This is a genomic window from Kitasatospora sp. NPDC101235, from assembly GCF_044767505.1.
GTDB lineage: Bacteria > Actinomycetota > Actinomycetes > Streptomycetales > Streptomycetaceae > Kitasatospora.
Window position 1 is genome coordinate 86,103 of sequence record NZ_JBIWNZ010000032.1, and the last position, 12,577, is coordinate 98,679.

General features: G+C 72.7%; 14 protein-coding genes and 1 pseudogene. 5 read left to right on the forward strand and 10 right to left on the reverse strand.

Annotated elements, in window-relative coordinates; genetic code table 11:
- Positions 1–152: 152 nt before the first annotated feature.
- The 3 genes from thiD to ACIRRH_RS36435 form a co-directional block, all read right to left on the reverse strand.
- Positions 153–1,025: a bifunctional hydroxymethylpyrimidine kinase/phosphomethylpyrimidine kinase gene (gene thiD, locus ACIRRH_RS36425; RefSeq protein ID WP_403076167.1), complete on the reverse strand. Its 873-nt coding sequence runs from the start codon at positions 1,023–1,025 to the stop codon at positions 153–155.
- A 24-nt stretch (positions 1,026–1,049) separates the two neighbouring features.
- Complete coding sequence (locus ACIRRH_RS36430) at positions 1,050–2,075, reverse strand: ATP-dependent 6-phosphofructokinase (RefSeq protein WP_403076170.1); 1,026 nt, start codon at positions 2,073–2,075, stop codon at positions 1,050–1,052.
- 159 nt (positions 2,076–2,234) lie between these two features.
- Positions 2,235–3,200, reverse strand: coding sequence for a thiamine-phosphate kinase (locus tag ACIRRH_RS36435; RefSeq protein WP_403076172.1), 966 nt, complete (start codon positions 3,198–3,200; stop codon positions 2,235–2,237).
- 208 nt (positions 3,201–3,408) lie between these two features.
- Between ACIRRH_RS36435 and ACIRRH_RS36440 the strand changes: the two genes are divergently transcribed.
- Both ACIRRH_RS36440 and ACIRRH_RS36445 read left to right on the forward strand, forming a co-directional pair.
- On the forward strand, positions 3,409–3,642 hold the full coding sequence (locus ACIRRH_RS36440; RefSeq protein ID WP_403076175.1) for an Lrp/AsnC family transcriptional regulator: 234 nt from the start codon (positions 3,409–3,411) through the stop codon (positions 3,640–3,642).
- Between the two features lie 83 nt (positions 3,643–3,725).
- Positions 3,726–4,244 (forward strand): DUF3515 family protein, encoded by a 519-nt coding sequence (locus tag ACIRRH_RS36445; protein WP_403076178.1) that lies wholly within the window; start codon positions 3,726–3,728, stop codon positions 4,242–4,244.
- Positions 4,245–4,324: 80 nt separating this feature from the next.
- Here ACIRRH_RS36445 and ACIRRH_RS36450 read toward each other — a convergent pair whose 3' ends face one another.
- The 3 genes from ACIRRH_RS36450 to ACIRRH_RS36460 form a co-directional block, all read right to left on the reverse strand.
- On the reverse strand, positions 4,325–5,470 hold the full coding sequence (locus ACIRRH_RS36450; RefSeq protein WP_403076181.1) for a D-alanine--D-alanine ligase family protein: 1,146 nt from the start codon (positions 5,468–5,470) through the stop codon (positions 4,325–4,327).
- Positions 5,471–5,543: 73 nt separating this feature from the next.
- Positions 5,544–6,545 (reverse strand): NAD(P)H-dependent glycerol-3-phosphate dehydrogenase, encoded by a 1,002-nt coding sequence (locus tag ACIRRH_RS36455; RefSeq protein WP_308020180.1) that lies wholly within the window; start codon positions 6,543–6,545, stop codon positions 5,544–5,546.
- Complete coding sequence (locus ACIRRH_RS36460; RefSeq protein ID WP_403076184.1) at positions 6,542–7,372, reverse strand: lysophospholipid acyltransferase family protein; 831 nt, start codon at positions 7,370–7,372, stop codon at positions 6,542–6,544. Before ACIRRH_RS36460 ends, ACIRRH_RS36455 begins: the two co-directional genes overlap by 4 nt.
- Positions 7,373–7,600: 228 nt before the next feature.
- On the opposite strand from ACIRRH_RS36460, the gene cofC reads away from it, so the two are divergent.
- Positions 7,601–8,284, forward strand: a complete 684-nt coding sequence (gene cofC / locus ACIRRH_RS36465) for a 2-phospho-L-lactate guanylyltransferase (protein ID WP_403076187.1) — start codon at positions 7,601–7,603, stop codon at positions 8,282–8,284.
- A 108-nt stretch (positions 8,285–8,392) separates the two neighbouring features.
- Positions 8,393–8,614 carry a hypothetical protein gene (locus ACIRRH_RS36470; protein WP_030257846.1) on the forward strand — a complete coding sequence of 74 codons (222 nt, stop codon included), beginning with the start codon at positions 8,393–8,395 and terminating at the stop codon, positions 8,612–8,614.
- Positions 8,615–8,812: 198 nt separating this feature from the next.
- Here the strand turns inward: ACIRRH_RS36470 and ACIRRH_RS36475 are convergent, their stop codons facing one another.
- The 4 genes from ACIRRH_RS36475 to leuC form a co-directional block, all read right to left on the reverse strand.
- Entirely contained in the window at positions 8,813–9,559 is a 747-nt protein-coding gene (locus ACIRRH_RS36475; RefSeq protein ID WP_403076190.1) for an HU family DNA-binding protein, read from the reverse strand.
- A 133-nt stretch (positions 9,560–9,692) separates the two neighbouring features.
- Complete coding sequence (locus ACIRRH_RS36480) at positions 9,693–10,040, reverse strand: hypothetical protein (RefSeq protein ID WP_403076193.1); 348 nt, start codon at positions 10,038–10,040, stop codon at positions 9,693–9,695.
- 182 nt (positions 10,041–10,222) lie between these two features.
- Positions 10,223–10,819: a 3-isopropylmalate dehydratase small subunit gene (gene leuD, locus ACIRRH_RS36485; RefSeq protein WP_403076195.1), complete on the reverse strand. Its 597-nt coding sequence runs from the start codon at positions 10,817–10,819 to the stop codon at positions 10,223–10,225.
- A 3-nt stretch (positions 10,820–10,822) separates the two neighbouring features.
- Positions 10,823–12,247 carry a 3-isopropylmalate dehydratase large subunit gene (gene leuC, locus ACIRRH_RS36490; protein WP_403076198.1) on the reverse strand — a complete coding sequence of 475 codons (1,425 nt, stop codon included), beginning with the start codon at positions 12,245–12,247 and terminating at the stop codon, positions 10,823–10,825.
- A gap of 235 nt (positions 12,248–12,482) precedes the next feature.
- On the opposite strand from leuC, the pseudogene ACIRRH_RS36495 reads away from it, so the two are divergent.
- A pseudogene (locus ACIRRH_RS36495) lies at positions 12,483–12,577 on the forward strand (IclR family transcriptional regulator); the annotation flags it as partial.

The following is a 12,577-nucleotide window of genomic DNA, read 5'->3' on the forward strand; positions in this document are numbered from 1 at the left end:
CCCGGCCGCGGCGGGGGCGCGCCTGGGGCGGGTTACCGCGGGGGGGGGGGGGGTTTGGTGTGGCCGGGCGGGGGGCGGGGCTTTTGCCGCGCCGGGGGGGGGGGGGGGGGCCCCCCCCCCCCCCCCCCCCCACCACCGTTTTTCCGGGGTGCTCAGCGCCAGCGCCAGGCGTGGTCGACCGGGCCGATGCCGGCGCCCAGGGCGAAGCCCCCGGCGATCGCGCCGGTGATGTACTCCTTGGCCGAGGCCACCGCCTGCGGCAGCGGCTCGCCCTTGGCCAGGCCGGCCGCGATCGCGCTGGCCAGGGTGCAGCCGGTGCCGTGGGTGTGCCGGTTGTCGTAGCGCGGCGCCCGGAACCAGTGCACCTCGTCCGGTCCGCCGTACAGCAGGTCGGCGGCCTCGCCTGCCAGGTGGCCGCCCTTGACCAGCGCCCAGCGCGGTCCGAGGTCGACCAGTGCCTTGGCGGCGTCCAGCATCTGCGACTCGGCCTCGACGGTCAGCCCGGTGAGCTGGGTCACCTCGTGCAGGTTGGGGGTGGCCAGGGTGGCGACCGGCAGCAGCTTCTCGCGGACGGTGGCGACGGCCTCGGCGACCAGCAGCGCGTCCCCGTGCTTGGAGACCCCGACCGGGTCGACCACCACCGGGGCGTCCACCCCGGCGAGCAGCTCGGAGACGGTCTCGACGAGTTCGACCGAGGCGAGCATGCCGGTCTTCACGGCCTGCACCCCGATGTCGTCCACCACGCTGCGGAACTGCGCCCGGACGGCTTCGGCGGGCAGTTCCCAGTAGCCCTGAACGCCGAGCGAGTTCTGTGCGGTGACGGCGGTGATCACGCTCATGCCGTGGACGCCGAGGGCGAGCATCGCCTTGAGGTCGGCCTGGATGCCGGCGCCGCCGCCGGAGTCGGAGCCGGCGACGGTGAGCACACGGGGAGGTGCCTCGGAGGGGCCGCGCGGTGGGGGTGCCCCCGGACAGAGTCCGGGGGAGGGTCGGCCGGGGGCTGGGGTGGGAGATGGGAGGGCCATGGGCCCCAACCTACCCGCGCGGTTTCAGAGCACCGCCTCGGACTCCGTCCAGCGGTCCTTCGGCACCGTCTTCAGCCGGGTCACCGCGTCGCCGAGCGGCAGCAGCTCGATGCCGGTCCGGCGCAACGCCGTGAAATGCCCGAACGCCCCCTGGTGGACGGCCTCCACCGCGTGCCAGCCGAACCGGGTGGCGAGCACCCGGTCCCGGGCGGTCGGGGTGCCGCCGCGCTGGACGTGGCCGAGGATGACCGGGCGGGCCTCCTTGCCGAGCAGGTTCTCCAGCTCGTGGGCGAGCCGGTTGCCGATCCCGCCGAAGGTCCGGTGGCCGTACTGGTCGACCTCGCCGTGGTCGAAGCGCATGGTGCCGGGCACCGGGGAGGCGCCCTCGGCGACGGCGATGATGGCGAACTTCTTGCCGCGCGCGAAGCGGTCCTCGATTATCCGGGCCACCGCCTCGATGTCGAAGGGCTTCTCCGGGATCAGGATGCCGTGCGCACCGCCCGCCATGCCCGCGGTGAGGGTGATCCAGCCGGTGTGCCGGCCCATCAACTCGACCACCATGACGCGCTGGTGGGACTCGGCGGTGGTCTTCAGCCGGTCGATCGCCTCGGTCGCGACGTGCACGGCGGTGTCGAAGCCGAAGGTCACGTCGGTGCCCTCGATGTCGTTGTCGATGGTCTTCGGCACCCCGACCACGGGCAGTCCGGCGTCGCTGAACTGCTTGGCGGCGGTCAGCGTCCCCTCGCCGCCGATCGCGATCAGCGCGTCGATGCCGATCTCCCGGGCCAGTGCCCCGGCGTTCTCCACCGCCCAGGCGATCCGGTCCCGCCGTACCCGGGCCGAGCCCAGGATGGTGCCGCCGAGGGTGAGCAGGCCGGTGACGTCGTCGTGCGAGACCGGCCGGGTGCGGCCCTCGATCAGCCCGAGGAAGCCGTCCAGGATGCCGACGATCTCGTCCCCGTGGACGTCGGTGCCCCGGTGCACCACCGAGCGGATCACCGCGTTGAGGCCGGGGCAGTCGCCGCCGCTGGTCAGTACACCGATCCGCATGTCTGGTGTGCTCCCGCTCGCCGTGGTTCGGACCACCCGCGCCGGACGGGCCGGCTGGGATGTCGCCAGCGTACGCAAAACGCACCCGCGAAGCCCGTCCCCCCGCACGCCGGGACGTCACGCGCCGCCCACCGTACGGGGATCCGCGCGGGCCGCGCGCTACTCGGCGAAGTGGTCCCAGCCGCCCACCCGGTCCCAGGGCGCGCCGTCCACCGTCACCCGGCCGCTGCGGCTGCCCGTCGGGCGGCCGGTCACCTCGCCCACCACCCGCCAGCGGGCCGGGAGTTGGACCCCTCGCGGGAAGGTGGCCACGATCGCGTGGTCCTCGCCTCCGGAGAGCACCCAGACCAGCGGGTCCACCCCGACCGCCTGGCCGATGTCGGCCATCTGCGCCGGGACGTCGAAGTCGGCGGCCCTGAGGTCGATGTCCACCTCGCTGGCCCGGGCCACGTGGCCGAGGTCGGCGACCAGCCCGTCGCTCACGTCGACCATCGAGGTCGCGCCCAGATCGGACGCCGCCGGACCCGCGTGGTACGGCGGTTCGGGCCGGCGGTGCGCCTCGACGAAGGCGCGCGGGGAGCGGAAGCCGCGCTGGAGCACGGTGAGGCCGGCGGCCGACCAGCCGAGCCAGCCGGTCACCGCGACCACGTCGCCGACCTGCGCACCGGCGCGTGTCACCGCCGCACGCCCCTGGAGGTCCCCGAGCGCCGTGATGGCGAGCGTGACGGTGTCGCCGCGCACCACGTCGCCGCCGACCACCGTCGCCCCGGCCACCTGGCACTCGTCGCGCAGTCCGTCCATCAACTCGGTGGCCCAGGTGGTCGGCAGGTCCGCGGGGGCGACCAGGCCGAGCAGTATGGCGGTCGGCACCGCCCCCATCGCGGCCACGTCGGCGAGGTTCTGGGCGGCGGCCTTGCGGCCCACGTCGTAGGCGGTGGACCAGTCCCGGCGGAAGTGCCGGTTCTCGATCAGGACGTCCGTGGTCGCCACCACCCGGCCGTCCGGAGCCCGCACCACCGCGGCGTCGTCACCGGGGCCGAGGTCGACCGCATCGGTGAGCGGTACCCGGGCGGTCAGCTCCCTGATGAGGCCGAACTCGCCGAGCTCGCCCACGGTCCCCTGCATCTGCCGTCCTCTCGCGTTTCCATCCGATTCGGTCCCCGTCGCGCTCCCCCGCGCGCAGCGTACGCCCTTCGGGGGCCTCGGGGTCTCCCCTCCCCGGCCCGCTGCGCGGTAGCGTGGTGATCAGCCTGCCGGTGAGCCCACCCACCCACACGCCTGACCGGGTGATCACGGCGGCGATCCCCCCTTAACCGGCCGCCGGGAGGTCCTCGTGGTACAGGCATACATCCTGATCCAGACCGAGGTTGGGAAGGCCACCGCCGTGGCCGGGACCATCTCCGAGATGCCCGGCGTGCTCACCGCCGAGGACGTCACCGGCCCCTACGACGTGATCGTCAAGGCCGAGGCCGAGACGGTGGACGAGCTGGGCCGCATGGTGGTGGCCCAGATCCAGAAGGTCGAGGGCATCACCCGCACCCTCACCTGTCCCGTGGTGCACCTGTAGGTCCGGGACGCCCGGGGCCTGTCGTCGGGCGCCCCGCAGTCGGAGTGCGACGACAGGTCCCGAGCCCCGGATACCATCGGCGGGTGGCCAGAGAACTGCGCGTCCCCAAGGCGCTGACCGCCCTGCCGGCCCCGGTCCGCTGGCTGGCCCTGCCCCTCGCGCTGACCTGCACGGTCGTGGTGCTGGTCGGCAGCTGGGGCCCGGCCGACCCGAAGGTCGAGGTCCCCCGGCCGAGCGGCAGGGCGGCCGAGTACTGCCGCTCGCTCGCCGCCGCGCTGCCCGCCGAACTGCTCGGGCAGGCCCGCAGGGACCCGTCGCCCGCCTCGCCGTACGTGGCCGCCTGGGGCGGTTCGCCCCGGACGGTGCTGCGCTGCGGCATCGACCGGCCGGAGGAGCTGGACGGCGATCACGCCGCGGACTGGTCCCCGAGCGTCGACGGCGTCACCTGGTGGTCGCAGAAGCTCGCCGACGGCGGCTACCGCTTCGTGACGACCATGCGCGCCGCCTACGTCGAGGTGACCGTCCCGGCCGGGGCCGCGCAGAACCCCTTCGACCCGGCGGCCGCCCTGAGCGGCGCGGTCAAGGCCAACGTCCCGGGCTGAGCCGGGCGACGGCCCGGGCCTGACGGGACGTACCGAGGGCGGGCCCGGACTTCCCGGCCCGCCCTTCGCCGCAGGACCCGCTAGCGCAGCCCGGTCGAACGCCGCAGCGCCGTCCCGAGCAGCCGGTCGATCAGCTCCGGGTACGTGACCCCGCTGGCCTCCCACATCTTGGGGAAGGCCGAGATCGGGGTGAAGCCGGGCATGGTGTTGATCTCGTTGATCATCCAGGTGCCGTCCTCCAGCAGGAAGAAGTCCACCCGGGCCAGGCCCTCGCAGCCGAGCGCCTCGAAGGCCTCGACCGCCTGGCGCTGGATCTCGGCGAGCTGCTCGGCGGTGAGCTTCGCCGGGATCTGCACCTCCGAGGAGTCGATGTACTTGGCCTCGAAGTCGTAGAAGTCGTAGCCCTCGCCGACCAGGACCTCGCCGGCCACGCTGGCCCGCGGGCCGTCCTCGAACTCCAGCACGCCGCACTCGATCTCGCGGCCGGTGACGCCCGCCTCGATGATCAGCTTGGGGTCGTGCCGGCGGGCCTCCTCGATCGCGGCGTCGAGGTCGGCCAGGTCCTTCACCTTGGTGATGCCGATGCTGGAGCCGGCCCGGCAGGGCTTCACGAACAGCGGCAGGCCCAGCTCGGCGGCCCGCTCGCGCACCGCCGCGCGGCCCGCCTCGGACTCCCACTCGCGCGGCCGCACGATGGTGTAGCGGCCGACGTCCAGACCGTGCGAGGCCAGGATCCGCTTGGCGAACTCCTTGTCCATCCCGGCCGCGCTGGCCAGCACGCCGTTGCCGACGTACGGGACGCCGGAGAGCTCCAGCAGGCCCTGGAGCGTGCCGTCCTCGCCCCACGGACCGTGCAGCAGCGGGAACACCACGTCGACCTCGCCGAGGGCCTTGGGGGCGCTGCCCGGCTCGGTCAGGACCACCTCGCGGTTGCCCGGGGCGGCCGGCAGCGCGACCTGACCGTCGACGCCCTCGGCGACATGTGCCACGTCCGGCAGCTTCCCGTCGGTGATGGCCATCCGGGCCGGCTCGTCGCTGGTCAGCGCCCAGCGGCCCTCGTGCGTGATGCCGATCGGCAGCACGTCGTACTTGTCGCGGTCGATCGCCCTGAGCACACTGCCCGCGGTGGAGACCGAGATCGCGTGCTCGGAGCTGCGCCCGCCGAAGACCAGCGCGACGCGCGGCTTCCGGTCGGACCGGTTCGGGGAGGTCTGTTCGATGCTCATATCGGGTTTGAGACTACCGTGCGAGTCCCTGCCGGAAGGTAGGCGGCGCCGGGGGCCAGGCGGCGCCGCGAACTCAGCGCCGCTCCGCCTTCGCCGAACGCGACATCAGCGTCTGCAGCGCCTCCTGGGTCGGCCGCCCGTTGTGCACCACGTCCACCACGGCCTCGACGATCGGCATGTCGACCCCGTTGCGCCGGGCCAGGTCCAGCACCGACTCGCAGGACTTGACGCCCTCGGCGGTCTGCCGGGTGGCCGCGATGGTCTCCGCGAGCGACATGCCCCGGCCCAGGTTCATGCCGAAGGTGTTGTTGCGCGACAGCGGCGAGGAGCAGGTGGCCACCAGGTCGCCCATCCCGGCGAGCCCCGCGAAGGTGTGCGGGTCCGCGCCCAGCACCTCGCCGAGCCGGGTGGTCTCGGCCAGCCCGCGGGTGATCAGGGTCGCCTTGGTGTTGTCGCCGAGCCCCATGCCGGCCGCCATGCCGACCGCCAGGCCGATCACGTTCTTGACCGCACCGCCGAGTTCGCAGCCCACCACGTCGGTGTTGGTGTACGGGCGGAAGTACGGCGTGTGGCAGGCCGCCTGGAGCCGCTTGGCGACCGCCTCGTCGGAACAGGCGACCACACTGGCCGCGGGCTGCCGGTTGGCGATCTCCTTGGCCAGGTTGGGCCCGCTGACCACCGCGACGCGCTCCGGGCCGACCCCGGTGACCTCGTCGATGACCTCGCTCATCCGCTTGGCGGTGCCGAGTTCGATGCCCTTCATCAGGCTCACCAGCACGGTCTGCGGCTCGATCAGCGGCGTCCAGGCGGCCAGGTTGTCGCGCAGCGTCTGCGAGGGCACCACGAGCACCGCGAAGTCGGCGCCGGCCAGCGCCTCGGCGGCGTCGGTGGTGGCCCGCACGGTGTCGGGCAGCCGGACGCCCGGCAGGTAGTCCGGGTTCTCGTGGGTGGAGTTGACGGCGTCCACCAGCTCCTGGCGACGGGCCCACAGCACGACCTCGCAGCCCGCGTCGGCGAGCACCATCGCGAACGCGGTGCCCCAGGAGCCTGTCCCCATCACGGCGCAGCGGGTCACTTGCCGGCCTCCCCGGTGCCCTTGCCCGGCTCGCCCTTGGCGCGCCGGCGCTCGGCCAGCGCGGCCGCGGCGCGCTCCCGGGCGGCCTTGCGCATGTCGTAGCGCTCGGCCGGCGGTTCCTCGCCCCGGACCTCGGCCAGCACGGCGGTGATCGCCGTCATGATGTCCTCGGTCGCGTCGGCGAGCACCTGGGCGGTGAGCTCCTGCCCCCGGTACTTGCTCAGGTCCACCGGCGGCCCGGCCGCGACGGTGACCTTGTGCCGCGGGAACAGGTTGAACTTGCCCTTCCCGTAACCGGGCCGGCCGTACGGCGGGATGATCTCGTGGGCACCCCAGTGCGCGACCGGGATGACCGGCGCACCGGTCATCAGCGCGACCCGGGCGACCCCGCTCTTGCCGGTCATCGGCCAGAGGTCCGGGTCCCGGGTGAGCGTGCCCTCCGGGTAGAACTGCACGCACTGGCCGCCGTTGACCGCGTCGATCGCGGCCCGGAACGCCTGCGCGGCGTCGGTGGACTCGCGGAACACCGGAATCTGGCCGGTCTTGCGCAGCATGAATCCGATGAAGGGGACCGAGAACAGCGAGGACTTGCCGAGAATGCGCGGCGGACGTCCGCTGTTGTACTGCCAGTGCGCGTAGATCACCGGATCGATGATCGAATTGTGGTTCACCGCGGCGATGAATCCGCCGTTCTTCGGAATGTGCTCCCAGCCCCGCCAGTCCGGCTTCACCAGGGCGGTCGTCACCGGCTTCACCAGCACGGCCGCGAAGCGGTACCAGATGCCGTAGTCGGCGTTGCCGAACTTGGCGTACGAGCGGCGGGCCACCCCAGCTCCTTCTCATCCGATGCGGCATCGAGTGCCGCGGTCATGGTGTCCCGGTGCCGCGCACCGATTCCACCGGCGCCCGGGCCACGGGTGCCGACCAGTGTCGCCCGCCCGCTCACCGGCTGTCGAGCAACCGCGCCAACCCGCCCGGCGGGCGTGATCAAACGCACGTCCGCACAGCTCGGACGGCCTGGCGAGGGCTCCGGGACCGGCGCCACAATGACGCCGATGACCCAGGACACCGTACGCCCCAGCGGGCCCGTCGCGCCCCCCGCACCCACGGCCGGCTGGTCGCTGGTACTTCCGCTCAAGCCGCTCGCCCTGGCCAAGAGCAGACTGGCGCCGTACGCCGGGCCGCACCGGGCTGACCTGGCGCTGTCCTTCGCGCTGGACACCGTCACCGCCGCCCTGGCCACCCCGGGCGTCGACCGGGTCCTGGCGGTCACCCGGGACTCCACGGCCGGCACCCGGCTGGCCGCGCTCGGCGCACTCGTGGTCGCCGACGAGCCCGGCGGCGGCCTCAACCGGGCACTGGCGCACGGCGCCGCGGCCGCCCTGGCACTGGCCCCACGGGCCCCGCTCGCGGCGCTCTCGGCGGACCTCCCGGCGCTGCGCCCGGCCGAACTGGCCCGGGTACTGGGCGCGGTGCCGCCGGACGGCCGGGCCTTCCTGCCGGACTCCCCGGGCCTCGGCACCACGCTGCTCGCCTGCACCCCCGGGCGCCCGCTCTCCCCCGCGTTCGGGGACGGCTCGCGGGCCCGGCACGCGGCCGGCGGAGCGCTCGAACTGCGTCTCGCGGACGTGGAGTCGGTGCGCCGGGACGTGGACACCGGGACGGACCTCGGCCAGGCCGCGGTGCTCGGCCTCGGCCCTCACACCAGCGCGCTGTTCGCCCGGCTGAGCCTGGCCTGAACCCTTCCCGGACGCCGCCCACGCGCCTCCTGCACGCCTCCCGGCCCGTCCCGGCCCGGCGTCGACCTGCCCCCGGGTCCGGGCCGGCCCGCTCGCTATGCTGCTCGCATGCAGGCCACCGCGTTCACCTTCGACCCCGCCACCCGGGCCGGCTCCGTGCTGCTCGACGACGGGACCCCGGTGCCGTTCGACGCGGCCGCCTTCGACGCCGGCGGCCTGCGGCTGCTGCGCCCCGGCCAGCGGGTGCGGATCCGCACCGAGGGCACCGGCGAGGCCCGCCGGGTGGTCTTCGTGACGCTCCAGACCTTCCCCGACCCGGCCGAGGGCTGACTGGCCCCACCCGGCACCGCCGGGCCGGTCCGTACCCCGCCGCACCCCGCCCGGGACACCTCCGGTGCCGCCGCACGCCGTCGATTCCTGACTAAGCGCCCGGAAATCGAAAGAGCCGCGGCGACCGGTTTCCGTGAATTCACGGAAGGGGTGCCGCGGCTCTGGACCGAAGGCCGTCCGGGGACGGTCACGCGGGACTTACTTGGCAGAGGTCTTGCGCGCGGTGGTCTTGCGGGTGGTGGTCTTCTTCGCCGGCGCCGTCTTCTTGGCCGTGGCGGTCGCCTTCTTGGCGGTGGCCGTGGTCTTCTTGGCGGCAGCCGTGGTGGTCGCCTTCTTCGCCGCGGCCGTCTTCTTGGTCGCGGCGGCCTTGGTCGCAGCCGCCGTGGTCTTCTTGGCGGCGGTGGTCTTCGCGGCCGTGGTGGCGGCCTTCTTGGCGGTGGCCGTGGTCTTCTTGGCAGCGGTGGTCTTCGCGGCCGTGGTGGCGGCCTTCTTGGCGGCGGCCGTGGTCTTCTTGGCAGCGGCCTTCTTGGCGGCCGGGGCGGCGGCGGCAGCGGCGGCACGCTTGGTGGCGGCACGCTTGGCGGCCGGGGTGGCGGCCACGCCGCTCTTGCCCGGGGTGAGGGAGCCCTTGGGGGCCTTCTTCACCGAGGGGCCTTCCTTCGGCAGCTTCTTGCTGCCGCTGACCAGGTCCTTGAAGCCCTGGCCCGGACGGAAGCGCGGGACCGAGGTCTTCTTGACCTTGACCCGCTCGCCGGTCTGCGGGTTGCGGGCGAAGCGCGCGGAGCGCTCCACCTTCTCGAAGGTGCCGAACCCGGTGACCGAAACCCGGTCACCGGCCACAACGGCACGGACCATGGTGTCGAGCACTGCGTCGACGGCCTCTGCGGCAGCCTTGCGACCGCCCAGCTGCTCGGCCACCGCTTCGACAAGCTGAGCCTTGTTCACGTCTTCCCCTTCGGAAACGGGCGCCGGATGATTCCATCCGTTCTTTTCGCACGTTAGGTATGTATCTGCGGACTTTCAATTACCAAACGCGCGAATCACCCTAGTGTCGCAATGGATTTGCGCGTCGGCGACCTCAGTCGAGCGGCGGGGGCCCCTCGTCGAGGTCATGTACAAAGCGACTCAACCGCCTTGCCGCCTCCGGAAGATCGCGCTTGGCGGTCTCGGTGACGATGAGGAGTTGACGGGTGAGAGCGGTCTTTGCATCGGCAGACACGTTCAGCGCATGCACGCGGGCGTGAGCTTGCTTCAACCGCTCGGCCACAAGCGCGTAGAGCGCTGCGACTTCCTGGTCGTCCGGCCCCTCAGCTGGCGCGGAGGTGACGTCCGGCCGATCGTCAATTCGGCGTTCGGATGGCCGGCCCATGGAGTCCTCAGCCGCGGGTTCGCCGCCCGCGTACGGAGGTTCATGGTGCCGGTGCATGTACTGATTGTGCCATCTACCCGCAGTTGTACTTGCGCGGGGCCCTCTTCCGCAAAGCCAAATGGGCAATCCGGGGCGGGCCCCGGCGCTAACTCGTGCTCCGGAACGACGGATGGCCCGGCCCCCCCGAGGGGGGCGCGGGCCATCCGGCGGATCGTCAGAATGCTTGTTCTGAAGGGAACTCAGGCGACCGGCAGAGTACGCGGCTTGAAGGCCGGGCGGGTCGCTTCGAAGGCTGCGATGTCGGCCTCGTTCCGCAGGGTGATGCTGATGTCGTCCAGGCCGTTGAGCAGCCGCCACCGGACGTTGTCGTCCAGTTCGAAGGTCGCCGTGACGCCTTCGGCACGCACTTCGCGCGCCTCCAGGTCAACGGTGATCTCGACCGAAGGGTCACTCTCGGTGAGCACCCAGAGCCGTTCCACGGTCTCCTGCGGCAGGACGACCGTCAGCAGGCCGTTCTTCAGCGAGTTGCCCCGGAAGATGTCGGCGAAGCGGGACGAGACGACCACGTGGAAGCCGTAGTTCTGGAGCGCCCAGACGGCGTGCTCCCGGGAGGAGCCGGTGCCGAACTCGGGGCCGGCCACCAGGACCGTGGCACCCTGCCGCTCGGGCCGGTTGAGGATGAACGACTCGTCCTTGCGCCAGGCTTCGAACAGGCCGTCCTCGAAACCGGACCGGGTGACCTTCTTGAGCCAGTGGGCCGGGATGATCTGGTCGGTGTCCACGTTGCTGCGGCGCAGCGGGACGGCCCGGCCGGTGTGGGTGGTGAACTTCTCCATGGCTCAGGCCTCCACGGCAGCGACGTCGGCGGTCAGGTCGGAGGGGGCCGCGAGGCGGCCCAGCACGGCGGTCGCGGCGGCGACCTGCGGGGAGACCAGGTGGGTGCGGCCCCCCTTGCCCTGCCGGCCCTCGAAGTTGCGGTTCGAGGTGGAGGCGCAACGCTCCCCCGGGGCGAGTTGGTCGGGGTTCATGCCCAGGCACATCGAGCAGCCCGCGTGGCGCCACTCGGCACCGGCCGCGGTGAAGACCCTGTCCAGGCCCTCCTCGACGGCCTGGAGAGCGACCCGGACGGACCCGGGGACCACCAGCATCCGCACGCCGTCGGCGATCCGGCGGCCCTCCACGACGGCCGCGGCGGCCCGCAGGTCCTCGATCCGGCCGTTGGTGCAGGAGCCGACGAAGACGGCGTCGACCTTCACCTCGCGCAGCGGGGTGCCGGCCTCCAGGCCCATGTACGCCAGGGCGTTCTCGGCGGCCTGGCGCTCCTGGGGGTCGGCGAAGGAGGCCGGGTCCGGCACGTTCGAGCCCAGCGGGGCGCCCTGGCCCGGGTTGGTGCCCCAGGTGACGAACGGGGTCAGTTCGCTCGCGTCGATGAAGATCTCGTGGTCGAAGACCGCGTCCTCGTCGGTGCCCAGCGTCTTCCAGTACGCGACGGCGGCGTCCCAGTCCTCGCCCTGCGGGGCGTGCGGGCGGCCCTGGAGGTAGGCGAAGGTGGTCTCGTCCGGGGCGATCATGCCGGCCCGGGCGCCGGCCTCGATCGACATGTTGCAGATGGTCATCCGGGCCTCCATGGACAGGCTCCGGATCGCCGAACCGCGGTACTCCAGAACGTAGCCCTGGCCGCCGCCGGTGCCGATCTTCGCGATGACGGCCAGGATCAGGTCCTTGGCGGTGACGCCCTCGGGCAGTTCGCCCTCGACGGTGACCGCCATGGTCCGGAACGGCGCCAGCGGCAGGGTCTGGGTGGCCAGCACGTGCTCGACCTGGCTGGTGCCGATGCCGAACGCCAGCGCGCCGAAGGCGCCGTGGGTCGAGGTGTGGGAGTCGCCGCAGACCACGGTCATGCCGGGCTGGGTCAGGCCGAGCTGCGGGCCGACGACGTGCACGACGCCCTGCTCGACGTCGCCGAGCGAGTGGATCCGGACGCCGAACTCGGCGGCGTTCCTGCGCAGGGTCTCCAACTGCACCCTGGAGACCGGGTCGGCGATCGGCTTGTCGATGTCCAGGGTGGGGGTGTTGTGGTCCTCGGTGGCGATCGTCAGATCGGTGCGGCGGACCGTGCGGCCGGCCAGCCGCAGCCCGTCGAAGGCCTGCGGGCTGGTGACCTCGTGGAGCAGGTGCAGGTCGATGAAGAGGAGGTCGGGTTCGCCCTCCGCACGCCGCACGACGTGGTCGTCCCAGACCTTCTCTGCGAGTGTCCGTCCCATCGGATTCCCTCCAGCCGGCCGCGTTGCCGGCCTTCTCGTGTCGTCGGGGTCAAAGCGTGTGCGCCGCCCGGTGCGGGGCGCGTTCGCGAGACCTGCACGCCGGATCGCCGTCCACCATGCGGACGCCCGAACGGGGCCGCATCCTGGATGCCTCCCGGGCTGCTCCCCTCCAGAGTGGCGCTTTTCCCGGAAGTTTGAACTTGCGTCTCGCAGAATGAGACCGCAGTCTTAGCGCATGGACAACACTAGCGGCGTCGGCGTTCTCGACAAGGCCGCTCTGGTGCTCAGCGCACTGGAGTCGGGCCCCGCCACGCTGGCGGGGCTGGTCGC